This window comes from Paenibacillus sp. R-74696, from assembly GCF_055814915.1.
Map to the genome: position 1 here is coordinate 401,304 of NZ_JBPULM010000017.1, position 25,948 is coordinate 427,251.

At 46.4% G+C, this 25,948-nt stretch carries 26 protein-coding genes and 1 pseudogene; 3 read left to right on the forward strand and 24 right to left on the reverse strand.

Features of this window, described 5'->3' with window-relative positions; all coding sequences use genetic code 11:
* Positions 1-21: 21 nt before the first annotated feature.
* Positions 22-441: a ribosomal maturation YjgA family protein gene (locus ACSR9A_RS04260; RefSeq protein ID WP_473755836.1), complete on the forward strand. Its 420-nt coding sequence runs from the start codon at positions 22-24 to the stop codon at positions 439-441.
* 112 nt (positions 442-553) lie between these two features.
* Here the strand turns inward: ACSR9A_RS04260 and ACSR9A_RS04265 are convergent, their stop codons facing one another.
* Entirely contained in the window at positions 554-1,186 is a 633-nt protein-coding gene (locus ACSR9A_RS04265; protein ID WP_473755837.1) for an ATP-dependent DNA ligase, read from the reverse strand.
* A gap of 207 nt (positions 1,187-1,393) precedes the next feature.
* On the opposite strand from ACSR9A_RS04265, the gene ACSR9A_RS04270 reads away from it, so the two are divergent.
* On the forward strand, positions 1,394-1,600 hold the full coding sequence (locus ACSR9A_RS04270) for an alpha/beta-type small acid-soluble spore protein (RefSeq protein ID WP_473755838.1): 207 nt from the start codon (positions 1,394-1,396) through the stop codon (positions 1,598-1,600).
* An 86-nt stretch (positions 1,601-1,686) separates the two neighbouring features.
* On the opposite strand, the gene ACSR9A_RS04275 is transcribed toward ACSR9A_RS04270, so the two are convergent.
* Genes ACSR9A_RS04275 through ACSR9A_RS04285 form a run of 3 tightly spaced genes read right to left on the reverse strand, consistent with a single transcriptional unit; the run spans position 1,687 to position 4,524 of the window.
* Positions 1,687-2,643, reverse strand: a complete 957-nt coding sequence (locus ACSR9A_RS04275; protein WP_473755839.1) for a phosphotransferase family protein — start codon at positions 2,641-2,643, stop codon at positions 1,687-1,689.
* Positions 2,622-3,692, reverse strand: a complete 1,071-nt coding sequence (locus ACSR9A_RS04280; protein WP_473755876.1) for a M42 family metallopeptidase — start codon at positions 3,690-3,692, stop codon at positions 2,622-2,624. Before ACSR9A_RS04280 ends, ACSR9A_RS04275 begins: the two co-directional genes overlap by 22 nt.
* Positions 3,693-3,741: 49 nt before the next feature.
* Positions 3,742-4,524 carry a PhzF family phenazine biosynthesis protein gene (locus ACSR9A_RS04285; protein ID WP_473755840.1) on the reverse strand — a complete coding sequence of 261 codons (783 nt, stop codon included), beginning with the start codon at positions 4,522-4,524 and terminating at the stop codon, positions 3,742-3,744.
* A gap of 128 nt (positions 4,525-4,652) precedes the next feature.
* Between ACSR9A_RS04285 and ACSR9A_RS04290 the strand changes: the two genes are divergently transcribed.
* The gene (locus ACSR9A_RS04290) at positions 4,653-5,897 is read left to right on the forward strand and encodes a chloride channel protein (RefSeq protein ID WP_473755841.1); all 1,245 of its coding nucleotides are present in this window, start codon (positions 4,653-4,655) and stop codon (positions 5,895-5,897) included.
* A 23-nt stretch (positions 5,898-5,920) separates the two neighbouring features.
* On the opposite strand, the pseudogene ACSR9A_RS04295 reads toward ACSR9A_RS04290, so the two are convergent.
* The 20 genes and pseudogenes from ACSR9A_RS04295 to ACSR9A_RS04390 form a co-directional block, all read right to left on the reverse strand.
* Positions 5,921-6,150 (reverse strand): annotated as a pseudogene (locus ACSR9A_RS04295) (VOC family protein).
* Entirely contained in the window at positions 6,151-6,639 is a 489-nt protein-coding gene (locus tag ACSR9A_RS04300; protein ID WP_473755843.1) for an imm68 putative immunity domain-containing protein, read from the reverse strand.
* 44 nt (positions 6,640-6,683) lie between these two features.
* On the reverse strand, positions 6,684-7,607 hold the full coding sequence (locus ACSR9A_RS04305; RefSeq protein WP_473755845.1) for a hypothetical protein: 924 nt from the start codon (positions 7,605-7,607) through the stop codon (positions 6,684-6,686).
* An 82-nt stretch (positions 7,608-7,689) separates the two neighbouring features.
* Positions 7,690-8,439, reverse strand: coding sequence for an Imm51 family immunity protein (locus ACSR9A_RS04310; protein ID WP_473755847.1), 750 nt, complete (start codon positions 8,437-8,439; stop codon positions 7,690-7,692).
* 36 nt (positions 8,440-8,475) lie between these two features.
* Positions 8,476-8,946 (reverse strand): hypothetical protein, encoded by a 471-nt coding sequence (locus ACSR9A_RS04315; protein ID WP_473755848.1) that lies wholly within the window; start codon positions 8,944-8,946, stop codon positions 8,476-8,478.
* 235 nt (positions 8,947-9,181) lie between these two features.
* On the reverse strand, positions 9,182-9,667 hold the full coding sequence (locus ACSR9A_RS04320; protein ID WP_473755849.1) for a hypothetical protein: 486 nt from the start codon (positions 9,665-9,667) through the stop codon (positions 9,182-9,184).
* Between the two features lie 90 nt (positions 9,668-9,757).
* Positions 9,758-10,474, reverse strand: a complete 717-nt coding sequence (locus ACSR9A_RS04325) for a DUF5713 family protein (RefSeq protein ID WP_473755850.1) — start codon at positions 10,472-10,474, stop codon at positions 9,758-9,760.
* Between the two features lie 371 nt (positions 10,475-10,845).
* Positions 10,846-11,205, reverse strand: coding sequence for a hypothetical protein (locus ACSR9A_RS04330; RefSeq protein WP_473755851.1), 360 nt, complete (start codon positions 11,203-11,205; stop codon positions 10,846-10,848).
* 246 nt (positions 11,206-11,451) lie between these two features.
* The gene (locus ACSR9A_RS04335) at positions 11,452-12,336 is read right to left on the reverse strand and encodes a radical SAM/SPASM domain-containing protein (protein WP_473755852.1); all 885 of its coding nucleotides are present in this window, start codon (positions 12,334-12,336) and stop codon (positions 11,452-11,454) included.
* Between the two features lie 91 nt (positions 12,337-12,427).
* Positions 12,428-15,052, reverse strand: a complete 2,625-nt coding sequence (locus tag ACSR9A_RS04340) for a WG repeat-containing protein (RefSeq protein ID WP_473755853.1) — start codon at positions 15,050-15,052, stop codon at positions 12,428-12,430.
* Positions 15,053-15,237: 185 nt separating this feature from the next.
* Positions 15,238-15,711, reverse strand: coding sequence for a ferritin-like domain-containing protein (locus ACSR9A_RS04345; protein ID WP_473755854.1), 474 nt, complete (start codon positions 15,709-15,711; stop codon positions 15,238-15,240).
* Between the two features lie 85 nt (positions 15,712-15,796).
* Entirely contained in the window at positions 15,797-16,786 is a 990-nt protein-coding gene (locus ACSR9A_RS04350) for a helix-turn-helix transcriptional regulator (RefSeq protein WP_473755877.1), read from the reverse strand.
* A gap of 18 nt (positions 16,787-16,804) precedes the next feature.
* A complete protein-coding gene (locus ACSR9A_RS04355) occupies positions 16,805-17,710 on the reverse strand; it encodes an SDR family oxidoreductase (RefSeq protein WP_473755855.1) in 906 nt (301 codons plus the stop codon).
* A 194-nt stretch (positions 17,711-17,904) separates the two neighbouring features.
* Positions 17,905-18,660: a Crp/Fnr family transcriptional regulator gene (locus ACSR9A_RS04360; protein ID WP_473755856.1), complete on the reverse strand. Its 756-nt coding sequence runs from the start codon at positions 18,658-18,660 to the stop codon at positions 17,905-17,907.
* 291 nt (positions 18,661-18,951) lie between these two features.
* Positions 18,952-19,494, reverse strand: coding sequence for a DoxX family membrane protein (locus ACSR9A_RS04365; protein WP_473755857.1), 543 nt, complete (start codon positions 19,492-19,494; stop codon positions 18,952-18,954).
* 247 nt (positions 19,495-19,741) lie between these two features.
* A complete protein-coding gene (locus ACSR9A_RS04370; RefSeq protein ID WP_473755858.1) occupies positions 19,742-20,284 on the reverse strand; it encodes a DoxX family protein in 543 nt (180 codons plus the stop codon).
* A gap of 280 nt (positions 20,285-20,564) precedes the next feature.
* On the reverse strand, positions 20,565-21,494 hold the full coding sequence (locus ACSR9A_RS04375) for a tyrosine-type recombinase/integrase (RefSeq protein ID WP_473755859.1): 930 nt from the start codon (positions 21,492-21,494) through the stop codon (positions 20,565-20,567).
* 170 nt (positions 21,495-21,664) lie between these two features.
* Complete coding sequence (locus tag ACSR9A_RS04380; protein ID WP_473755860.1) at positions 21,665-22,876, reverse strand: Ger(x)C family spore germination protein; 1,212 nt, start codon at positions 22,874-22,876, stop codon at positions 21,665-21,667.
* Positions 22,866-23,984: a spore germination protein gene (locus ACSR9A_RS04385; RefSeq protein WP_473755861.1), complete on the reverse strand. Its 1,119-nt coding sequence runs from the start codon at positions 23,982-23,984 to the stop codon at positions 22,866-22,868. Before ACSR9A_RS04385 ends, ACSR9A_RS04380 begins: the two co-directional genes overlap by 11 nt.
* Before the next feature lie 4 nt (positions 23,985-23,988).
* Entirely contained in the window at positions 23,989-25,443 is a 1,455-nt protein-coding gene (locus ACSR9A_RS04390; RefSeq protein WP_473755862.1) for a spore germination protein, read from the reverse strand.
* Positions 25,444-25,948: the final 505 nt, after the last annotated feature.

Consider the following 25,948-nt stretch of genomic DNA (forward strand, 5'->3'; position numbering starts at 1 on the left):
GAAATGGAGCACAAACAACCGATGCTTAAAAAAATAGTTTATTATGCCGCAGCCGTCCTCATTACGATGACGCTTGGTTATAGCTCGCGGCATTTTTCCGGCCAGCTGCCGTCATTCGTTGTCACTCATTTTGGCGATATATTATGGGCAAGCATGGTTTACTTCGGCTTTCGCATGCTGCAGGTTAAACGTCCCCTGCTCCTTTCACTCGCTTGCAGCGCGGCCTTCAGCTTCGGCATTGAATTCAGCCAGCTGTATCAGGCAGACTGGATTAGAAATCTTCGGCATACGACGCTTGGTGGTCTTGTGCTAGGACAAGGCTTCAGCGGTATTGATTTAGTCAGATATAGCATCGGCCTCCTGTTTTCCTATGCTCTGGACCGCTTGCTAGGCAAATGGAACAAATCCAGATATAAACGCAGCACTGCTTCACAAGTGTAAACGGCTGTCGCCATCCTCTCACGGCAAAGCTGCCGTTTCACGGTGAAATATAGGCTGATTATAAGGGTGAAACTTATAAATTCTTATATTAAAAAAAAGGCATTGCCCCTAATCAGAGCAATGCAGCCGTATCCGAGTCCATATGTATGCGGGAATACGCCGCATTCGTCATTTTCAGCCAATGTGCACTGCGCCCGGCGAGGTATCGGCTATCGCTTCTTTTTCCAGCCATGCCCTCCAGCTCATAAGCGGCAATTCGTCTCCACAGCTGTGTGCCGTTTCCAGCTACAAATGGAAGCTTCATAAAAAATCCATTATCTTCAAGCAGCGCTTGCAGCAGCCTCTTCCGCTCAAGCAGCGGCTTGCTGCGCAAATCCACTCCGTTATAATAAAGCAAATCAAACACATAATAACGAACAGGCCATTTTAGCGCGCCTTCGCGAATGCGCGTTTCCTTCGTCATTTTGTAGCGGTCAATGAGCGGAGCAAATTCAAGCCGTCCTGTGTCCGGGTTCATATAGGAAAGCTCTCCATCCAGCACGACGTCCACAGGCCGGGTCAGCGGCAGCTTGAGAAGCTCCGGATACTGGCGAGTGACCTCATAACCATGCTTCGTGAACAATCGCGCCTTCCTATTCATAAAAGAAAGCAGCAAGCGCTGCCCATCAATGAGCGGCTCAAATAGAAATTGCTCGTTATCAAAAGGCTGATCACATGCCGTCATCAGCATTGGTCGCTTAAACATGCCGTTTCCCCCTTGCTGTTCTATCATTTTAGCATGGAAAGGTCCAGCTGATCGGCGGTAAATTCAGGAGAAATTAGTGAATAATCGGATACATTCCTCCACATAATAGCAATAAGCCAGCGCTTGGAAGCCATTTTTCTTTAAAATTTAGGAAAGCTTGGTTTCTTATAAAAATGCTGCCGCTCATTACTTGAGGAGGTCACCCTTATGGCTAGAGGTTCGAATCAGCTGGTTGTACCGCAGGCGCGTGCAGCGCTTGAGCAAATGAAGTTTGAGGTTGCACAGGAGCTTGGCATTCAATTGCCACAAGATGGTTATTATGGACACATGACCACGCGTGACATGGGCTCCATCGGAGGCTACATTACGCGCCGTCTTATTCAAATTGCGGAGCAGCAGCTCTCTGGACGCTGATTGCACAAAAGAGCCGGGCCAAGCAAGCGATAAGCAAGCTTTTTACAAGCTTCCGTGCCCTTGCCCGGCTATTCTTATTCTTATTCTTATTTCAGCTTCAAAAACCGCTCCCAGCCTTCAGCAGCATTGCTGCTTGCCCACTCCACATGCGTTTGGTCGCTATACTTTCGGAAAGCGCATTCAATTAAAAAAATCAAATCCAAATATAAATCATATAGCCCGCGTCGTATTTGCTCCTCAGCCGTCAGTCCTTCACGACCGTAGCCTCGCAAAAACGTATCCGACAAGTTAAAATGGCTAAAATAATGCTCCATCAACGGATCGCCCCACATCGCCCGTTCAAAGTCGATAATGCCGCAAATTTGCTTATCCTTAATAAAAATATTGCCATCCCACAAATCCCAGTGCAGCAGCTTTGGTTTAGTCACCGCATTCAGATAAGGCAATCTCTCCTTTACCTCCTGTTCAATGACTGAGCGCTCTGCTGGAAGCGCAGCACCCGCATCCATTGCGTCATCAAGCACGCCTTGCAGCATCGCCCAAAATGCATCCGTCCAGCTTGCAAACGCCTCATGAAGCGGATAATAGCCAAACTTTTCCCCGCTGAATTCGTTAATATAGGCATTATATTCGCCCAACTGATGCTCAATTTGCTCGCGCTCTTCTTGGGTAAAGTTTTCCTTTACTTTGTTATAGGGCTCTCCTTCCAGCCACTGCATAATAAAATAATCAGTCGGTACCAGCGACCGCGATTGGTCAAAGGCGTACACTTCCGGAACTGGCATGCGGCGATCCTGAGACACAAGCCTCATAACCTCCACCTCGGTTTTCATCATATCCTGCTCATAGCGCATCAGCGCCCCGACCGCCGTAGGCGCTACTTTCAGAACCGACTGGAAGCCGTCCGCCAGTGTTAGCTGATACGCCGTATTAGCCCAGCCATCGGTGAGCTCGCGCGAATGCGCAAGCTCCTTGCCGAAATGATGCCGGGCAATCTGTCCCAACTGCTGCGAGTCCAGCTTTAGCTTGATTTCGTTGTCCATGAATGTCCCTCGCTTATGTAGGATAATAACAAGACTGCCGTGTTAATTATCGCATCTGCATGCGTCCGTTCCATTGCATGCGAAGCATGCACTCCGGGTCCAATCAGCGCCGCCCGAATATTGCTGCCTCCTCGCAGTGCAGCTGATGCGTCCGAGCCATATTGCGGATAAATATCGACTGCATAGGAAATGCCTGAAGCTTTAGCCAACTCAATGAGCTTCGATGTCATCACATAATCATAAGGACCCGAGGAATCTTTGGCACATATCGATACATCCCGCTCGCTTGCGGATAAATCATCGCCTAAAGCGCCCATATCAATCGCAATCAGCTCCGTCACATCCGGCGGCATATAGGCATTGCCATGTCCTACCTCTTCATATGTGGAAAAAATCAGCTTAAGCGTGCGCTCTGGACGCTTCCCTTCGCGTCCGAACCACTCCAGCAGTCCGAATAAGGCAGCGACACTCGCTTTATCGTCCAAATGCCGCGATTTTACCCAGCCATTGTCCATGATTTTTGTACGCGGGTCCCATGAAATGATATCGCCGACCTCGATGCCAAGCTGCTTTGTCTCTTCTTTGGACGCTGTATCCGCATCCAGACGAATTTCCATATTTTCCTCGCTGCGCTTCCAGTCCCTTGCCTCCGGATACACATGGACGGATGTTTTCGTCGACAGCACGGTTCCTTCATATTGGCGGCCATCACGCGTATGGACGATACAATATTCGCCTTCCACTGTATGCATTGCATAACCGCCAATAGGTGTAAAACGCAGCATGCCGCTCGGCTTAATCGCCCGCACCATTGCGCCCAGCGTATCCACATGAGCGGTTAAAGCAAGCGTACCTGCTGTAGAATCTCCTGTTCCCGGAATCGTAATGATTCCGTTGCCTTTCGGCGTCAGCTCCAGCTCAAAGCCATGCTTGTGAGCTTCCTCCTCCAGCAGCTTCATAATTGCCATGCAGTAGCCGCTAGGGCTTGGCGTTTGCAGCAAGCGATTTAAAAATTCGAGTATGTATTCCCGGTTCAGTTGAATTTGCAATGGGTTAGTCAATGACAATCTCCTCTTTCTATCCATTTTTATTTATAACTTACTCGACAAAGAGGTCAGCGATGGAATACAATACAGCCCGGCCGCTTATCTTCACGCGCTCACCAGCAAGCTTGCAGTACAAGGTGCCTCCTCTTTTGGAAACCTGTCTTGCCGTCATTTCCTGCTTGTTTAAACGCTCTGCCCAATAAGGGATAAAATTGCAGTGGGCAGAACCGCATACGGGATCTTCTTCTACCTTTAGTTTTGGGAAAAAGCAGCGGGATACAAAATCATACTGCTCACTTTTAGCAGTAACCAGTACACCTAGTCCATCTGATAGCGCTGCAAGCTTGGTGAAATCCGGATTCAGGCTTCTAACATCAGACTCCGATTCCAGTACAAACATTAAATCGCGATCAAGATAAGTTTCTACAGGCACAATTCCCAGCGCTTCAACCATCTGCTGTGTTAGCTTATGGGGCTTGGGCAATTTGTTCGGGAAATCCATTTCGTAAAGCTCTCCGTCCCTTACTACGATTAAGTCGCCACTCAGTGTCGCGAAACGAATGCGCATTAGTGCTGTATCGTAATAATTCGTAATCACATACGCTGTTGCCAGCGTTGCATGACCGCAAAGGTCAATTTCGCCGCCTGGTGTGAACCATCTTATATGGTAGCAAGCCTCTGTTACCTTAACCGCAAAAGCTGTCTCAGATAAATTGTTCTCGATAGCAATCTTCTGCATCAGCTCATCCGGCAGCCATGCAGCCATAATACAAACACCAGCTGGATTTCCTTCAAAAAGGTTATCAGCAAACGCATCAATGACATAATATTTCATAATCATCTACCTTCCTAAGTTTATGCTCCTAATACGAGCATTGTAACAAGAACTATAGTATGACGTACAATTATCTATGTTATTATACACTTAACTATCACCATATCAGGTCAGGGGATTTACAATTAATGAAGAAGCGAATACGGATTTTCCTTATATGGCTTGGCATTGCTGTCTCCACTGGGGTGCTCACGGGAGCTGCTTCTGCGCTGCTGCTGGCGCTTTTGAATGAAGCAACGAATCAGCGTCTGGCACATCCCTGGCTGCTCTGGCTGCTTCCACTAGGCGGGGCATTGGTCAGCTATTTATATATGAAGTATGGCAGAAATACAGGCAAAGGGAACAATCTTGTGCTAGAGCAGCTGCATGAGGAAGATGGCGGAGTGCCGCTGCGTATGGCGCCGCTTGTCCTATTCGGTACGATGATCACCCATTTATTCGGCGGTTCGGCTGGACGTGAAGGGACAGCGGTGCAAATGGGCGGCAGCATGGCGAGCTATGTCGGACGCCTATGTCGACTTGGTGGATTAGAGCGAAAAATGCTGCTCATCTGCGGCATTAGCGGCGGGTTCGGCTCTGTCTTCGGTACCCCGCTTGCTGGAGCCCTATTCAGCCTGGAGCTGCTCGCAATAGGTCTCGTACCCTACTGGCTGCTGCTGCCCGCTTTGGCAGCAGGCTTTACTGGACATGCCGTCGCCCTGGGACTAGGTACGCATCACAGTCATTATGCGATCAGCAGCCTGCCAGGCTTCAATATGCAGCTGCTGCTCGCGATTTTACTAGCTTCGGTTTTGTTCGGCCTGACAGCGCGGCTGTTTGTCGTGCTTACCCATAAGCTCAAAGCAATATTCAGCCATTATATATCGAATCCGGCTATCAAAAGCTTCGTCGGCGGTCTGCTCATCATATTGCTCGTCTACGTTTTGGGTACTCGTGATTATGTCGGCTTGGGACTGCCACTTATGGAAGAGGCTTTTCACGAGTCACTATCGCCTTTCGCTTTTTTACTAAAAATCCTGTTCACCGCCGTTACGCTTGGCGCCGGATTTCAAGGGGGCGAAGTCACGCCGCTGTTCGTCATCGGTTCCGCGCTCGGCAGCGCCCTTGGCGGCCTGCTGTCTGTATCCGTGCCGCTGCTTGCAGGCATCGGCTTCGTTGCTGTATTCGGCAGTGCCGCCAATACCCCGCTCGCCGCTGCGATAATGGGCATGGAGCTTTTTGGCATCGAAGCCTTTCCTTATTTGCTGCTGGGCTGCATCATCAGCTATTTGTTCTCGGGGCATACGGGCATATACTGGTCTCGTCGTACGCACAAGCTTAAGCTTCGTTTCAAACGCCAAAAGCAGGAGAAGAGGCTCCAAGAAACAAAGTGAGGTCAGCCCATTTTTTTCAATACTCAATTGAACGTTTCAGCAATTTCATGCACGTTACCAAACGGATCAACGAAAGCAGCATATTTCCCTTGAGTAGGTTTGTCATGCAAAAATGGAATACCCTTTTCCTTCATTTCCTAAATACAAGCTTATTTTCTTGCTCTAACAGTGTTTGCAAACCCAGCAATTCAGAATAAAACCATTTCGCCTTTGTCATGTCATTGATGAAAATCATTATATGTCCTAGTTTCATTTATAACAGCTCATCAGCGATCATTTTCGCCTTTTCCGCAAGCTCCCTCATATCATCGGCCGGAACAAGCTCGGCTAAATCGTAGGACAGCGGATTACCGGAAAACTTGTTCAATTCATCCCTAATCAGGTTTATTTCTTCTTCGGAGGCATCAATAGAAAGTTTGCACGGCTGCCTAGCCTCATCCAAATCATGCAAATCGACATAGCCTGATTTAAGACTCTCCAGCACAATGGCTGAAAGATCGATTAGAGCGCCGCAGGCAATATCAAGTTCTACCCGAAACATGCCGCTAGCACTTCTCCTATCAAATCCAAGATTTCCGCCGTTTTTCAAGTCCCCCTCAGAAAGCAGTATATCGAAACCCAAGTCCTTTAAAATCTGATTGAGCGACACTTCCGTTAAGTCCAATTGTTCCAAATAGTCTATTAATGCCAGCGAATCATCGGTTCCACCAATTAAATATCCCCACCATTTGCTTATGTACATGTTCATCTCCACTTTCTTTTAGGCATTCTAATTTTCCAAATAAGCTACTTGTTGAGGACTAATAAGTTATTTAATTTAGTAATCGTTTCCTTAGAAACTTTTTTACTGTATAGGTCTTCATTTTGCTTCCAATGTAGTAATATCTTTTTCATAGAGATGACGAACTCAGGATAAGCAAGATTGTAATGGACTCCAATGCCAACTGTAGCTAGTAGACATTGGGTGTATTTAGGGAGCTCACCCACAATTGTAAAGAACATATCGTTATACTCAAAATAAGAAGCACGCTCTTTAGCATGATCATAGCTCAACGGATAGGTAGAAATTCGGGCAGTCTTATCTTTAAAGGCAGCATACTTGTTTGCCTCTCCCCATACTCCCTCCCAGCTGAAGTTGGTCAGGCGAGAGGCTAGAAAATCGTTATAATCGGGTTCAGCGTGCTGCTCAATATCGGTGAATGCTATGCGCATTGAACCTCGGTTACGATAAAAGGCGCAATCGATAATGATAATGCCGCCGTATAAGCCACTGGGATATTGAAAAGTAAGGCAGCTGCCATTGTGATAAGCACTTTCAAATTGCATAGGTGGCTTGACCCTCTTTTTTGCTATACTTTTGGGCACGCTAATTTTGGCGATAAATTTTTGTAAATACTTTTTTCGCTGGTTAATAAATTGCACATTTGCTCCAAGCTGTTCACAGACAGTTAAGTCACTCCCACTCTCAATGATCTGAGCCACTTGCTCAAACAGCGAATCCTCTAAGCATTTCGTTTCCCAAAGGCAATAGGACAACGCAAATAATACATTGTTTCTATCATCTGTATTATTTAAGCTATCAGTAAATTTATCTTGTAACTCGCTGACAATCTGAGTAACTTCAAAACCCCGATTATACTGCTCATAGAAATATTCCTTGATCTCACACGAGGTGTCATTACCAAAAACCTCAGCACTCCATGTTCCCATACGGTCATCACCTCTAGAAAGTTAGATCGACTAATGTCATTTCAATGCAACAAAGGATACTGTTGTACCTTGATATTTCCAATTAATCTAGTTCAGCTCGTGAAAATAGATCTTTAATTAATGAGTCATCTTCACATGCTTCCTTAAAGGCGATGGCAAAGCTAAGTATTGCTTCTCTATTGTCTGTATAAGCAGCGAACATATCGGCTTCAGGGTCAAATCGTACGATGTCAACTAAATGAAGCATTTTTTCTTCAAGAAACACGGCTGCTAATGAACCCCAATCATAGCCATTACCCTCAAATCCTTCTTCGGCTCGTGTTTGAAAAATTTCATTCTTATATTGGCCAACGCTTAAAATCATGGATATGCTTCCATTGTGATGCGCAACTAGTCCAAATGGGTTAATTTTTTCATTAACTTCTAACAAAGCCTCATCGAGTTCAACTTTAACTATTGGGATGGTTTCACTTCCTGCTCTACCAGCGGCGTTTCGGCTCATTTCTAAAAACCTCCTGCCATGTGCATCTTCAGGGTCTAGCGCTACAGCTTGTTCAAAAGCAACTATCGCTTCCTTATATTGTTTAAGGTAATAATAAGCATAGCCTAATCGGTAATGCCAAAGAGGGTCGTGCTCGCCTTGCTTTTGCACTGATAAAAAATATTTAATCGCTTCCTTATAATTATCTTGATTATTCAATGCTCTTGCCAAATGGCAAACTAAGTCATAGTCTCTGTCTACTTCGGGTATTTCCATAATTTTGTTAATGATTTTCTCATACTGGTCCTCGTTATGCCAAAGAGTAAGCTGTTTCAATAGGTCCTTATCCATCTTTGTATTCTCTCCTCTAATTTTAATGTAAGCTTACTAGGATTTTAAGCAAATCATTTTAATTTGGGTAAGGTTTTCTAAGTTGATTTCAATTTGTAATTCGGAATGCTCATTAATAGCGATTAGGATGTTATCTTTTATTTCTAAGCTTTTTATAGGGTTTGTATTCTCAAAAAACATTCCCCACACTAAGCGGTCTTCAGCATCCGTACAAGCAATAAATCCTTCATTGCCCATTTGACCATCACCGCCATAGATTTTCCCGCCCTGATAATCCATACTGACCCATTCATCAACGATCGTCCAAAAATCATCATTATACTTTGCTATGCTTTCAATGGTTGTGTCACATAAGGGAGAGCAAAAAAATTTACTTTCTTTTGAATTGGGGTTATATGTACTGTAGCAATTTAAAATGGTAACCGTGCCATTTGGAAAGAAGATGCAATTCATGCCGGGCAGTTCATGCTTTTCAAGATTCCAATGTTCCTGAGCAAAAGTATTCATAATAAATCCCCATTTATATACTATTTTGATAGTACATCATTCTGTACTTCGCATTACAAGCTCTGAGTCGCTGCAAGTGACGTTCAACTTTTAATTCCACAGGAATGACCGTGACTTCGTTTCAGGTTTAATTGCTCATCTCAGGGGGCTCACGACCTGAGGCCACCACCGTTTCCCCGCTGTCACTCCTGCTTCTAGAACTTGCCCCGCTCAAGACGCCTATTAATCCTCAGCGTTATTCAACACTCTCAATTTTTGAAAGATAATAGTCTTCCCAATTATCTCTTGTGTTCTGTGATTGAGGATTAGCAGGAATTATAATTTTTTCCGTTGGCAAGTAAAAATAGTTCTTTTGGATATGCTTTTGCAATCCTGAAATTTTCTTTAAGTCCCTTTGAAATGCTCGATAAAAAGATTGTATCTGTTTGTTAGGATTCTTTGATATCATACGCATTTGTATAAGTTCTCGACTTTTATAGCATTCTCTGCCGCCTTTAACTTCAATAGAATAGAAGCTTGGTGTGTCGTAAAAGTATCCGAATTCTTTGATTTGTGTTATATCTTGAATGGGATGGCAGGAAAAGAAAAAAGAGTTATATGCAGTATCATTAAAATAACTGGAAAACAAATCGATTTTTTCCCTTTCAAAAGATGAATATTGACGTTCACCCTTGGCGTTAACAAATATTTCGGCATATAGTTTAACTCCATGACTCAGCATGGCACTGTGGCTCTCAGTAAGAAAATCCATAACAGGCATTGAAATGTTAAAATAGATAGCTATACCATTTCCCTCCTTCTCCTCATCAGACTACCAATCACGTTCACGAATGGCTTCTTCTGTATCTATTTCGATACCAAAAAAGGCTAAAATATCTTCAACAGTTTGTGCAATTGATTCTCTCGCAACGGTTTCAATTTCGCTGTCATTTTCGTCAAATTCTTCTGCAAGATCATTGATTGCATGGATGGCGATATCAAGCTTTGATTGAATTTCTTCGATATCTTGATTTCCTTGTTCCAAAAATTCAACAACTTTAACCAGTTCAGCTTTGACTTTATCCACAAGAAAATCAGGGTAATATCCATCAATATACATATCTTTCAAATATTCAAATGACGCACTACTATTATCTTGCACTTCTAGCACCGATGGTTTAATTTTGTCTGACTTTCGGTCGACTTTACTACGGCTCCAATCTAATAATGTTAAAGTAGAGCTATCTCCTGGCTCTAGCTTATTTGTCATTTCAAATTCTCTTAATGCTTCCTCATATCTCTCAAGATAATAGTAGGAGTAGCCCACGCGAAAATGCCAAAGAGGGTCATCCTCACCTTGTTTTGCAATAGTCAAAAGCTGTTGAAGTGCTTCATCGTAACGTTCCAGATTATTCATAGCTCTTGCCAATAAACTGACCGTATTATAATCTCTATCTGATTGGGGAATTTCCATAATGCTACCTACTATTTTTTCATGTTCATCTTCTTGATGCCAAAAATTAAGTTGTGCGAACAGGTCTTTTTCCATCATTCTGCCTCTTTTCGTTATCAAACTGATAAGCTAAATCAAACTCTTTTTGAACTTTCTCCTGATCCCCCTATCAAGTAAAGCCAGAGTCCTATTCTTCCAATTATAACCTATGACAATCGCAGGTGATAGGTTCACTATTGAATTAATCTGCCCTTCGTATGGAGTGTTCACAAGTATGTATGCAAGCCACATAATCAATCTGTGGGGCCTTACTACCCTCATTCTTCAGTACCAAGAGCAGCTTGCTGAATGGGAACACAACATAGATGCTCTCGCTGAAGAAACTGAAGAGTATGCATGAATTCAGTCGATTTCTGGTATTAATCATCCTAAAAAGCTAGTCGCCTTAACTCAACAGCCAATGAACATTATGGCTTTAGCTTCGCAATAACAACGTAATAAGCAGATCTGGCTGTGTTCGATGGATTCCATGCAGTGAAGAACCATGTGCTTTCTCCCGAGGAATAGTTATTGAGCAAATAACCTTGCTGTGTCCCAGTTAAAAACCAAGAACCACTAATAATGTTGTAGCTGTTGCCATTTACCGTATAGTTTCTAGAGCTAAATGCAGGAATTGTCACTGGTGCAAAGGTAAACCGCGCAAAACCATCGCCAAGTTGTGTAACTCGAACGGCTTTTTTAATGCTTACAACGATACTTTTACGGCTTATGATCTTCTTCCCCGACTGTACGACTATCTTTTTGTTTTTCAAAGGTACTCTTCTCATAATCTATCATCTCCTTATTCAACATATGTTAGATTATGAGATTCGAGATGATATGGAGTGGACGAAAGCATGATGTCAACTTGCTGAATTTTCAATTGACCAAAGAAAAAAGCCTTCATACCGGGACGCCGTGATGCCTGAACGTCCAAAAAACCGAAATCCTTCATTCAAGGATTCCGGCTTTTCGTTAGACACTTATCACGCTCACGTTCGCAGGCGCCGTGTCGAGCTGCATCGGGCCCATGCTTACGCCCCTGCTCCAAAGCGCTTGCGATAGCCGCATTTCCGGCACAGCTCCTCGACCGCTTCCCTGCGGGAGAAACCCTCGACCAGCTTAATCGCCCGATCATCCTCAATAATGTCCGAGAACGATTTATCATTAATGTTGCCAAGATCAATGACGCCTTCGCCGTCGAGGCAGCATGGAACGACCGTTCCATCGACCAAAATACCTGCCTGATTGCGCAGTCCGTAGCAGAAGCCTTTGCCGTCATCCTCTTCCGCCTTCAAATCTGGCCATTCAAACTCATGATCCTGATTCAAGTAAATGCGATCAGCAATTTTCAGCCCTTTACCGGGAGCAACCCGCTCCTCAATGAAGTAATCCAGTCCAAATTGCTGTTCAATAATCGACAAAACGTCGCGATTGCGCTGGCGCTCCGCATTCGTCGCATTATCGGTATGCAAATTCCAAAGGCGCAGCGAAATGATCATATTTGTCCGCTCAACCGCCTCACGTGCAAAATCCAATACGCTTCGAATATAACCTTCTTTATTTGTGGAGCCAACGTGTCCGTCAAAGCTATGCAAGGAAAAATTCATTTGGCGCAGCGCCGGCTTTGTCAAAATTTTCTCTTTCACTTTATGAAGCAGCGTCCCATTTGACGTCAAATTGACTTTAAAGCCGTGCTTTTGGCTGAGATCCAGCAGCTCGTCAATTTTCGGATGCAGCAGCGGCTCGCCTTTTAGATGAAAATAAATATAGTCCGTAAACGGTTTAATCTGCTCCAGCCGCTTTTCGAAGTCCTCGACCTGGATAAAGCCTTTTGCCCGCTGTGTCTGGGGACAGAAGGTGCACGCCAAATTGCAGATGCTCGTAATCTCCATATAAAATTTCTTAAACCTCTTCATTACTCGTTGCTCCATTCTGCTCGGTAGTCCTTCCTGCTATTATAGCATGCTCCCCGCTTGCGCGACCATTATGCTATAAAAGCCTCTAGTTTCAATGAAAGGACCGCCAGAAAGCGCCTTCTGTCGCAATAATGGAGCGTATTTGGGCATAAGGAATGCGGAACGTCGGGAACCCGGCCGCAAACGGCGCAATATCATACGGGTTAAAATATAGATGCAGCGCATCCTCCGTCACATAAAAAGGCTGATCCGCTTTTATTCCCGTATAGGTATCTGGAAATACGTAGCTATACTGAGGATCCGTCTTAATTTGCTCGCCAACGATATCACTAAGCACCTTTACATAATTGCTGCCCGGCCGGAACAGATCCCTCAGCTCGTACATCGACCCGTCGATTACATTGATGTGGCTGTAAATCATCGTCGGCATGCCATGTGCAGCCCCGAACGGGAAATTGTAGCCATTTAACTGAAGGACTAGAAGGTTTTTGTGGAACCAGGTAACGTCAAAATCGCCGTCATACGAGTACTCCAGCTGCACATTCGCTGGGACCCTCTTGACCTGCGACAGCTCCTCCAGCTTACGGTTCACCTGCTGCTGTGCCGCCTGGTTCACCATGCCTTCAACGCTTGGATAATATACCAAATAATCAACGTTCGGCTTATATTTATGCTCCTTGACACGCAGCGGAACCCGAAGCGGAATGACCGTATTGCTTTGCCAAATGAGGCGCCCGCTGCGCGTATAATAGGACTCCCGGTTATCAACAATTGCCTGTACAACGCCGTCCATAATCGTTAATACGCCTCTGCCAGACAGCCGCGGATACCCCTCGGCGGGCTGTCCCTTCGTATTTATAAAGTAGGTCTGTTTCCCATCGGTAACGGAAGCCAGCCCATACTTATAATCCGCCACATCCGTGAAAAAATAGTCCGTCAGCAGTTTGCCGTCATGATCTGCAATTGCATAAAGTGAGCCCAGATACGGCTGATCTGCGTTTCTCGCCTTGCCCAGCGCCAGCCGCTGCTCGCCCAGCTGGCGAATATCATTATAGGCCGGCTGCACGACATAGCCGCCCCGCTTCTCAATAACGCCATACAACGCGCCAAAATCCTCCGCTGTATTTACAATTGCCCGGCCATCCTGAAACGGCATGGCCGACGTAAACGCCGGATAAATGACCGATTGGCCGCGCTCATTGATGTACCCGTATTTGCCATTTTGCTCCGGCTGATAGGAAAGCAGTCCCTCTCCGAGCTGGCCTACATCATAAAACGGGTATTCGGCAAGCTTGCGTCCGTTTCGATCAATTAGCGCAAAGGCCTGCTCATGCAGCTTCACGACGGCTTTTCCTTTCGCAAAATCGCCGGCGCTTTCGAACTGTGCCGGTATAACCTCCGCCCCTTTACGATCCAAATACCCATATTTGGAGCTGCTGTCTGCTTCATTCATGACATAGAACATCGCCCGTTCATCTGCAAACGCAGAAATGTATGAATAAGCCTTGGGGGTAAGTACATTCCCTCGCTCATCGATGATTTTAAAGCCTGCGCTATCTATGATGACCGCCCGGCCTTCCGAGAACGGGCCGATAAAATCATAAATCGGCTGAATCCGGTAAGCGCCTGACCTATCAATTAGGCCGCTATTGTTGCCTGACTGCACGACAGCGAGCCCATTTGGCTGAAAAGCATCAGCACTGCTGTATTGCGGCGCAATGACGAAGCTGCCTTTTGCGTCGATGTAACCCCATTTTGTTCCGCTCGTCGTCTTTACTGCTGCCGGAAGCAGTACTGCTCGGCGAGCATGATCCATTTCCCCTGTTTCAAATGCAGCTTCTATATGTTGCGTTCCATCAAGAGACCAATCCGTGTCATTACCGGCCTGATCAAAACCGTCCATATCGGCCGTCATTCCTGTTGCTGGCCGCGCTGCCTCTGTATCAGCGTGCCCTCTACTGCTAGCCAATATGGCATGCTTTAATTGCTTCAGCACCTCAAGCGATGGGTAAGGCTCAGGGAAGCTAAGCGCCTTGTGGACAGAGGCAAGTGCCGCCTGCAGCTGGCACGCTTTAAACTGCGCATCTGCAAGATGAAACCAATAGAAGCCATAATCCGGATGCTCGGCTACCATACGTTCGTAATAATGGACGACTTTGCAGAAGTAATAAGGATACACATCTGGCGCCGGAACAAGCATTCCTTTCGACCAGCGCATGACGTGGACATCATACGCTTCCCCCGTGTCATGTGCCCATAATGCCAGCTCGGCCTGCCCATCCCTTCCAGTTGGTCCCGGCATATCCTCCACATCCACATAGCTGAAATTGATGCCATCCGGCAGCACAGGGCAAAGCTTGAAATTGCTGTAGGCATACACCGACAGCGTGGACCAAATGGCTCCAACCTGCCAGCCAATGATTAAATTACAGCATAGACAGCTGGTTACAGGAGCGGCAGTCATCACCGTTACGCCGTACCCATTTCCTTTCACACAAGCGCCTATCACCCAGCCAAGCTGACAATGCTGCAAAATCATTACAAAATATTCGTTATTCAAACGATACACCGCTGCTACCTCGGGGCAACCGTCCCCATTAAAATCCGCCACTACAACTGCATAATGTGGAGACGGGCACGAAATTTCAGCCAGCTCCGCTCCAACTGGCAAATGAGCGGCAGCCAATCGCACCCACTGCATGTCATCCGCGTTCATTTCATCACACCCCACCCGTATACGACTGGAATTTATCCTTAACAAACTAAACATATGCGAAAAAATAGGGAATATGATCGGGTTTAACAATCTCAGCCATACAAGGTGACATATTATTTATTATGTAAACAAAATAAGCCGGGACATTCCCCTATCAGGAACATCCGGCTTTACTTTTTTTCTAACTAACCATTCGTTCGATTTAAAGTAATCAAATAATTGTATTTGCTTGCATGTTTCAACTCGTCTAAAATAATCCCAAAAACCGTGTCTTTGTATATACCCACGGGCAAGCCGAACCAAATGCTGCGATATTTTTCGACTGCAGCAAGCTCTCCTAATAATGCTTCCTCTAATCCGGCCAGATAGGAGCCCACCGGCTGATGGGCTTCATTGCTGATACCGGTAATTTCCTGACCGGTAAGCTGCCTGTAAATCCCGCGAAACATGTGGTTGTGGCTGCGCTCATCATTGCGAATAGACATAATTATCCCTGCCTGCTCGGCATTCGGCGCAAGCCTAATCAGCTCATCATAAAATAACTCGTCATTTCGTTCCCCTTGTACAGCTTCTTTAATTAATGTTAGCGCATGCTGTGGGGTTGTTGCCCATATTGGCATAAACACCGAGCTTCTCCATTGATGGTTAACCCAATTCATCTATTAGCCTCCACAAATAAAGATCATGATTTAGATCAGCATATGTGTGAGCAGCCCATTTGTTTACAATTGCTCAATTGACAGCTTAGTTCCCTTTAATCGGCGTACCTGTCCCTTCTTCTTGCTTGTCCGTATAAAGCGACATCATTGACTGTACCTCTTGAAGCAGCTTCTCGCGCAGCTCTAACGGCTCAAGAGCCTCGACCGTTGAACCGAATTTAAGCAAAATTTCGCAGGCGGATTCCAGTGTATTGAAAAGCACATCCGCCTGTATTTCATCCTGATAAACAGTGCCTACTGCCGTAACCGTTACATACCACTGCTTACGAAATCGGGGCAGGTCAGCTTCCTTCATGCGGATTTTCGCCGGATAACGCGGCAGCTCAGACTTGAACTGCGCAATGGATTGCTGCCAGTAAGAGGCTAAATCGAACCGTTCCGGCCGATCGAAGCTCTCCCCTTGCATAGCCGCCTCATGCAGCCGGGAAATGCGATACGTTCGCATTCCGCCTTCCGTGTCAGCAACGAGGTACCACACATTATTTTTCGCCACAAGCCCGAGTGGTTGAACTAGCCTTTCAGCCAGCTCCGCTCCGCGAGTATATGCAATGAGCAGCTTCCGCTCCAGCCAAATCGCTTCTTGAATCAGCGGGAGAAGCGGCACCTGCTCGCTTGCTTCCCGCCAGCCCGCACCGTCGATATGAATGCGCTGCCGCACCTTTTCCGCTTCCTCCCGATACATCGACGGAAATGCGGCGATCAGCTTCTGAAAAGCAGCGTCAAAGTTATCGCTGATCCCCAATTCTAAGGCAATGCCCGTAGGCTGGGACAGAAGCAGCGACTGGATTTCTTCCTTTTTCATCCCGGTCAAATTCGTCCTGTAGCCTTCGGCAAGCATCCAGCCGCCATTCGTCCCGCGCTCGGCCACGATCGGAATGCCCGCAGTGCTTAACGCCTCCATGTCGCGATGGATTGTCCTTCCCGATACTTCAAGCTGGTTCGCCAGCTCCTGTGACGTCATTCTGCCGCGATTTTGCAGCAGCAGCAATATGGCAATTAATCGATCTGCCCGCAGCTGATATCCCTCCTGTCTTTAAGTCGATTTTCCGTCGCTCGCTTCCGGAATCGGAATCGTTTCTAGGGTAGCTGCATAGTTCCCCCAATGTGGGCGGGTGCCATCTTCATCGTCAAACGCGTATTCCTCCGAGAGCCCCCAAGTGCTTAGCGCTTTCCCTGTTTTGAGATATACTTCTGGATCAGATGCGAGCGCGGCAACCGCTCTACCAATATAGGCAGGTGTCTCAGACATCAGAAAATGCGGCTCCTGCGCAGCTGCATCCCGCCAATTCGCCTTCGTCACGCCAAAATGCTCCAGCATCGCCTCCGAACGCAGAAAACCCGGCGTTAAAGCCAAAGCAGTTACTCCGTAAGGGCGTAAGTCCTCTGCCATCGCTTTAGCCAAATGGATAACCGACGTTTTGGCCAAGCTATAGTACAAATTGCCGCGATACTGGTTGTCTACTCCGTCGGTAATTTCAATGATGAGCCCTTGTTTTCTAGCTGTCATAAGCGGCGCACCATAATAACTGGTAATCATATGAGAAAAGACAGCACGCTGCTGCATAAGCAGGCCATCCTCCAGCGAATGCTCCCAAAACCGCTTGCCCCACTCGGTTAATGGATCACCGCCCCATACATCATTCACCAGCAGGTCTAACTGCCCGTTCTGCTCGGCTTTCACCCGCTCAAACAATGCCTGAACCTCCGACTCCACCGTATGGTCTACACGCACAGCAATGCCAATTCCCCCAGCTGCCGCAACCATCTCCGCCGTTTCGTCAATAGTCTCCTGCCTGTTCATATTCGACAAGCTGCCTCGAACACTGCGCCCTGTGCAATAGACGGTAGCCCCTGCCTTCCCCAAACCAATTGCAATCCCTCTGCCCGCTCCTCTTGTCGCTCCCGCCACAACAGCAACTTTTCCGACTAATGGTTTCATTACAAGCCACGCTCCCTTTTATTTGCTTCTTCTAGTCTCACCCATTATAACGTTCACTAGATGACAACTACTGTCATATATCTCAAACGATTATGGGGACCAGCTTAGAAATCAAAGGGCAAAATAAAATCGCTAATGGTGCATGCGCGCCTCTTTCCCCGCATTCCCATTAACGATTGTCATACGCTGTTATTTTACAGACGGCAAACGCCCTTCGCGCAGGTCGGTCCCGTCGGACATTCACAGTGGGTCCGAAGCTCATCGAGCTTCAGGATAATAATTTCACCGCGGACGACCTTGATTACTTCTTCATCCTTGAGCGCGGCAAGCATGCGATTGACACTTTCACGCGTTGCTCCAATCAGCTCGGCAAGCTCGTTATTGGTCAAGCGAATATCGATGTGCAGCCCTTCTGGACGCAGCACCCCGTACATATTGCTAAGCCGAATCAGCGTCGATGCGAGCGCACCCAATTTGCCGAACTGCGTCAAATCCCGAAGCTTTGACTGGCTAATTTGCTGCATCATGCCTAACCACTTGGCAAAGCTGACCGCCATACTCCCATTTGTATTAAGCAGCAGTTCCAATTCGTCAGAGGCGATAAGACCAGCCACAACGTCCTCCGTTGCTTCAGCACTCATGCCATGCAGCAGTTGTCCTTCGCCGCCATATTCACCGAGAAAATCGCCATGACTGGCAAAAGACAGCGTTAGGCTTTTGCCATCCGCCATCATCCGGGTCAGTTTTATTCTTCCTGAAACAATTAAATAATGGTAGCTCGCTGCATCGCCTTCCCAAAATAAATGATTGCCCGCCTCATAACGGTGCATGCTCATCCGCTCGGTTATACGTTCCAAATCAGCTGGGGTGAAGAAGGCCGCAATGCCTTCTCCTTGTGCAATAGCAGGTCGAGCGAAGCTGCCTCGTTCGTTAGAGCTATTTGCGCTCATCTGGCTCATCCCCCTCCCGTTTTGTACATCATACCAATATATGACGTATTTGTGCATACAAATGAGGAAGGAAATTGTTAAAAGCATGTTTTTTCGCACAAGCGTAAATGGCTGAAGCCGTCTTTTGGTGGCAAAGCTTCCGTTTCGCAGGTGGAATATAAGCCCATTTATAAGTGTGAAACTTATAAATTCTTATATTTAAAAAGCTGCATCGCAGCCCTCATAGGTTCATACAGAACTATGATTTGCTAGATGCAGCTTGCTTTTATTTAATTGTACCCCTACTCAGCGTCATCTCGCCGAGGGCTTCAGCCCGGTGCTTTCCCCGTCATTTTTGTGATGAACAAGACGTTGATACCATTTGCGCAACAGTGGCAGCACGTAGTAGTCAAGACCATATTTGCCAGCATTCGCTCCACCGACGATGATAATGACACCCAGCAGCACCATCCATGGGTTAACCGAGATCGTTCCTGCGAAGAGGAACATAAAGTTCATGAGAAGCCCGAAAAATACAGCTGTTGTTGTAAGTGCACCAACGATGAGACCCAAACCTACCAGAAATTCACCAAGCGGGATTAAAAAATTGAACAGCTTTGCATTAGGCAGTGCGAAATGCTCGATAAATGCGGTATACGTTGGATAGACGGCGAGGCCTGTCGCCCGGTCAGCTACTGGATTTTCAACTGCATTTTTCAAAAATCCTGCCGTATCGAAGCCCCCGCCTGTCAGCTTGCCCCAGCCCGATTCCAGCCAGTGGTACCCGACATATAGTCTAAGCAGTAACAGCGCACCTGCCGCAATTCGATTTTCTCTCAGCCATTTGTATAACATGACCACTCACTCCTTAAGTGTTTATGTGTTGTTTGTTTCTGTCTTTATCATAAGGGATGGCCGAACATTAATATGTGATTTTTTTCACAATGCACAAAAAGATTGGCTGTTTTCGTCTATTTGTGTCGTTTATTTGAACGCATGCACTGGGCTGAACAGTCACTACGCTGCGCCACCTTTGATCCGATGTCAGATGCTGCTGATTATGTAAGTGGCGCAGAGCAACTAGCTGGAACAATGAGGCCCACTAGCCAGCTGTCGGCTTAAATGGACTCTCTCCATCTCTCAGTCTTTTTCCAGCGATACGTTGATATCTTGTTTTCAAGTAGGGCAAGATGAAATAATCCAGCCCGAACTTGCCCGCATTGGCTCCTCCGATTAGAATAATGCCGCCGAGCAGCACCATCCAAGGATTCATGGATATAGAGCCTGCAAATAAAAACATGAAATTCATGAGCAATCCGAACAATACGGCCGTCGTGGTGAATGCACCTACAATTAGGCCCAGGCCCACAAGGAATTCACCAATGGGAATAATGAGATTAAATAGGCCTACGTTGGGCAAGGCGAAATTCTCCAAAAACCCCGTGTACATAGGATAAACAAGCTGGCCTGTCGCTTTATCCATGATCGGATTTTCGACGGCATTCGCTATAAAGCCCGCCGAGCTAAAACCTTCTCCAGTCAGCTTGCCCCAGCCAGCCGAAAGCCACTTTATCCCAATATACAAGCGAAGAAATGCGAAAATGCCCGCCGCAATCCGGCTCTCCTTCACCCATGTTAGTACCATCAACATTAACCTCCTTTCGTCTAATTTCGTCGAGCAATTTCATTATATAGGAAAATATGAACATTGTATGTATTTTTATTAAAAATTAAACAAATTGAATTTTATTGATCTTTATTACAATTTGAGGGAATTTAATTTAGTTACCGTAATTATAATTATGTAAACTTAATGCTATGAAAAACAGCAAGCTATAAGCGGCTCATTTTCAACCGACATCCACACCATAAAAAAACGCTGCATCAAAGATGCAACGCTTCCCTTCTATTGCTATACCCGTCGGCTAAGCTTTTCTGCTGCCAATCTTCATTTTACCCGCAATATTATTCATCGCATTTTGCAGTTGTTTGTTGTCTATATGCGTATAAATTTGCGTCGTCGCTATACTCGCGTGGCCCATAAGCTCCTGCAGCGTACGAATGTCCGTACCGCTGCGAATTTGCAGCGTCGCAAAGGAGTGCCTTAGCTTATGACTGGAAAGCTTTTTGCCCTCAAGCTCTGGGAGCCTTTCCTTCACCAGTCCAATTGTTTCATCCGCAACGGTCTGAATCATGCGAATAGATAGCCGTCTGCCGAATTGCGAGACGAACATCGCCTGTTCCTTCAATTGCCCCGGCGCTTTTCGCGCCTCTATCGCCCGGCGAAGCACCTCCTGTAGTGGCGCCGGCAGCGGGACAACTCGCCATTTCCGCCCTTTTCCGAGAATATGAAGTGAGCCGTCGGAATGAAAATGCTGCATGTTCAGTCGATGAACCTCGCCTACCCGCAGCCCCGCATAACACATGAGCAGCATTATCGCGAGATTACGCTCATAATATTTCCCACCAATCGCAGCAACAAGCTGCTCCAGCTCGTCCTCCTCCAAATAGACAGGGATGCGCCCCTTCTCTTGCTTTGACTTGGCAATAAGCGCAGCTGGATTAACGCTGAGAGCCTCTAGCTCGATTAGCGCCTTATAAAAGGAACGCAAGGAGGAGAGCTTGCGATTGCGCGCTTCATCCCCTGCCCCTTTTTCACGACAAGCCGACATAAATCGCACCATATCCAATTTTCCAACCTGATCGAGCGCCTTCGGATGTACCATATGTAAAAAATGCTGGGTGTCACTTAAATAGGCCCGCTGCGTCGCTGCCGTCATCCCTTTGTTTTTCATCCAGATGGAGAACAGCTCCAGCTCCTGCGTGTACGTATCGATAATTTCATGCTGCCACATGCTGCTTGCTACCTCCAGCTCCTCAAATTCAAACTTTTAAAGCTTAAATTTGATATATTCCTTATCATAGCTGATAAATATAATGCCCGTAAAGGGAAACTGCGTGAAATATGTATTTCACGCAGTTTTTTTAGATGTAAAACAGGCTCAAAATGCCGCTTTTTCCGGCACTAACGCGTAATTTTAGCCCCATATTCGGTAATTTCCATATCGATACTTACGGTAATCGGGATTTCAGGAAATATCTCTTCCCAGCGGTCTTTTATTTTCTCCCACTTGCGTGGATGCTGAATACTAAACTGCTTTCCGAAGCCGAGCACATCTGTTCCATATTGCTTCTGAATCTTTTTGAGCGCCTTATCCGTCAGCCTCCGCACCTCTTTCTTGCTGCCTTCCTCTGCCTCCTTTTTGAAGGCGGGATCTACGGGCTCATTATTGTTCAGCCATTCTTCAATCAGCCTTCCCTTTGACTTAATGCTAACATGAAAGGAAATTTGATCTCCTGCTACTTTGGCGTCAATGTTGCTTTTCATGCTTTTGACCTCATAGACAATCGGTTGCTTGTTGTCCTCATGATAGCTTTTGACTAGGCCGCCCTGCCCTTTCCCAGTCAGCCATACACAGCCAATCGTTTCTTCTTCGGTCAATAGCCCTTGCAGCTTCTGCGTTTTGCCTTTAATAACGGCTCCCCCTGAAAATTTGACCTCTCCCTCTGCGGAAATGACATTTTGCAGCAAATAGCTTTGCTCGCCATATATTTTCCCCTCCAGCTTCGATAATGACATCGGCTCTAAAATATTTAAGGAGCGGTAACGGTTGTCCACGAGTCCCGAAAGTCGAAAGGACGGAATAATAGAGTTGTCTTTCGCAATCAATGTGCTGCGCGCGCTTCCTTTGCTAATCAGAACGAGACAGCTTGGCCGAATATCATTGTCTCGCAGAAAAAAATCGAGCAGCTCATTCATGCTGTATTTTCGCGAAAGCTTCTCATTAATGACAATGACCTTCAGATGATGGCCAATGACTGGGCGCTCCATTCTCGTCGAAAACTCGCGAATGAGCTGAAACATGGAATCCCCAGTTTCGGAAATATTGTAATAAGGCTTTTGCGATGTTGGAGACTGTCCCCCGCTATGCTGGCTTTCGGTCTGCACATTAATAATTTGCAGCGTATATGTAAGCAGTTTGCGTTTAAGATAGTCGCTTCCCTTGCTGCGCAATTCTTTCTCTAGCTCTGTCTCACTCGCTGGGTCCAGGCCCATGCCGACATAAATGCTTTGATCCTCGATCTCATCCTTGCTCCAGCAGCCCGTCTGCAAGGGCAGAACGATCACACACAAAGCAATAAGGAGCGAGCGTTTGACTTTATGTCTAATTGGCACGCTTGCTCGACCTCCATTTCGTCACAATCAATAAAACAATCGGAATGACCCCAAACAAATACAGCGCCACTTTTCCAATCCAGTCTCCCAGTGTAAACACGTCATCTAATTTTTTCGGAACAGCAACGAAAATATACACGAATGGAAGCAGCCCATAAAGACAGGTTTTCATTTTGCGCTTATATAGCTGGGAAATGCCCAAAGCTGAAAAATAAAAGGCGATAGTGAAGCTGGAGAAAATTTGCATGATCCAAATAATCAACAGCAGAAACTCGAATCTTTCAAAAATCAAGCCCGACAACTCGAAGCTTCTAGCCATATCAAGTGTAGGCCAGTTTTTCGTTAAAGTGCCATCAACGGACAACGCACCAATGACCATAAAAACGGTCACAATATAAATAACAAGCGGAACAGCTATTCCTGCGGTCACCGCTTTAATGTTTTTTTTAGGATTTTTCATATAGGCCGTCAACAGGATAATGACCTCAAAACCCGTAAAGGCGAGCGAGGTCGTCTGAACCCCTTTAAGAACAGGCCAAATGCCCTGCCCCAATACAGGACGCAAATTATCCAGATCAAATATTTTAAACCCCATTAACATTACCAGTAAATAGATGAAAATCGTCAGCGGTAAAATAAGCTCAAACAGGCGGGCAATGGCTCCAAGTCCACCTAGCATTAAATACAGTCCCACCCACAAAAATACGGAAGTGATCGCCCATTGCGGTGTCCCCTCTAATAATATAAAACTGGAAACCTCGGCTAAAGAGCGGACTTGAAAAGCGGCAGTTGCCGCAAAATATAAAATCATGACCGGACCTAGCAAATGCCCTAGCCACGAGCCCGCAATTTTGCGACTGTACTCATAGAAGGTCTGACCGGGATAAGCTTGCGATAAGAGCGCCATAATGCCCCCCGCCACAATGGCTACAAGCCCACCCAATATGACCGATATCCAAGCGTCTGGCGTGCCCACCTTTTCCGCGGCTACCCGGGGGAGCGATAGGATGCCGGAACCTAGCATGAAGTTAGAAATGATAACCGCGACCTGGATGGTCGTGAGTTTTTCCTGGGGAAGGCCGCCTTTCTCCTGTTGGTTCCCGCTCATTGGCTCACCTTTTTCTAGTAGAATCCTGCGGATACAGCATCTCTGGCCTCCGTTTCATCATCCGCAGCGGTGCGCGCATAAGAAAATCCTTCCACTCCCCTAATCGATAGGGAGCAGCTGGGCTGGCATAAGGAACACCAAAGCTTTGCAGCCTCGAAATATGCGCACCCAGCAGCAGAGCATATAAGATAACGCCATACATGCCGAAGGCAGCCGCACAAAACATCGCCGGAAAACGCAGCATTCGCAAAGTTATGCCGGCACTATATTGCGGTATCGAAAACGAGCAGATCGCGGTTAATGCCACGACGATGACGAGAATCGGGCTGACAATGCCTGCCTGAACAGCAGCTTCCCCAATAATGAGACCGCCAACGATCCCCATCGCTGGACCAATTGGCTTCGGCAGACGGAGGCCCGCTTCCCGCAAAATTTCAATGGCAATTTCCATAATCAATGCTTCTACCAGAGAAGAGAAAGGTACGCCTACTCTTGTAGCAATGATGGAAATGACCAATTTTGTTGGAATTAAGCCCGGGTGAAAGGAAATGAAGGAAATATAAGTAGCTGGAACGAACAAAGCCATGATTGCGGCGAAAAAACGCATAATCCTTAGCAGCGTGCCAGCCAGCCAACGCTCATAATAATCCTCAGGCGACTGCAGCAGCATGCTGAAGGTAACAGGTGCGATTAGAGCAAATGGCGTACCGTCTAGCAAAATGGCTACTTTACCCTCCATTAGAGCCGCTGTCACTCTATCTGGCCTTTCCGTATTTTGAATTTGCGGAAAGGGACTTAAATAATTATCTTCAATTAGCTGCTCGATATAGCCCGACTCCAGCACGTTGTCGATGCGGATTTTTGCTACCCTCCGGCGCACCTCCTCCACTAGATCAGGATTCGCGATCCCTTTCATATAGGCGATATACAGATCCTTCTTCGCCCGCTCTCCAACCTGGAGCTTTAGCAAGCACAAGTCCTTATTTTCACCCTGTTTACGCAGCAAAGCGATATTGTCGGAAATATTTTCATTGAATCCTGCCCTTGGCCCGCGAACCAAGGCTTCCGAAATAGGCTCTTCAATGCTGCGGCTTTTGCCCGCCAGCGCGTGGATTAAGGTGAGTTCTTTAATCCCATCAACCATTAAGGCCGTAAATCCTGTAAGCACTTTGGAAAGCATCTCTTCCTGCGTTTCCACTTCAATAATTTCGCTTGTAGATAACAGCGTATTTTGAATGAGCTCCTTCGAAAACAGGCGATGGTCAAACGAACAGGACATTAATGGTTTTAACACATGCAAATCAATTTGCTCCCTGTCCGTCAGTCCATCACAATAAAGAATTGCCGCTTTGACAGCAGTCTGCCCTAGTTCAAATTGACGTATGTTGACATCCCCATATTCCCTTATCTGCTCTCTTAAGGCTTCTAAACGGCTTTCAATGCTGTTTTCCCTATTCATGACTCAATTCCTTTCCGACTCCGCCCATGTGAATATGGCGGATAGTATGACCGGAACGATTAGCACGGCAAGCGCTTGAAGAAAGACGGGGTATTCTGGTATATAGGCTAGAAAGGCCTTCATTTTGCACCGCCATCCCTTCGATTTGCGCTTGATTGAATAAAGTGTATGTTTTCCTGATTTCCCTGTTTTTAACCACTTACTGTGAAAAACAAGGTGAAACGGCTGTCGCCTTCCTATGGCGGCGCAGCGCGTTTCATTCCGAGAAATATAGAGAAAGTATCGCGCAATGCTATACTTTCCTATATTTCAAGGTGAAACGGCTGTCGCCTTCCTATAGCGGCGCAGCGCGTTTCATTCCGAGAAATATAGAGAAGGTATCGCGCAATGCTATACTTTCCTATATTTCAAGGTGAAACGGCTGTCGCCTTCCTATGGCGGCGCGGCGCGTTTCATTCCGAGAAATATAGAGAAGGTATCGCGCAATGCTATACTTTCCTATATT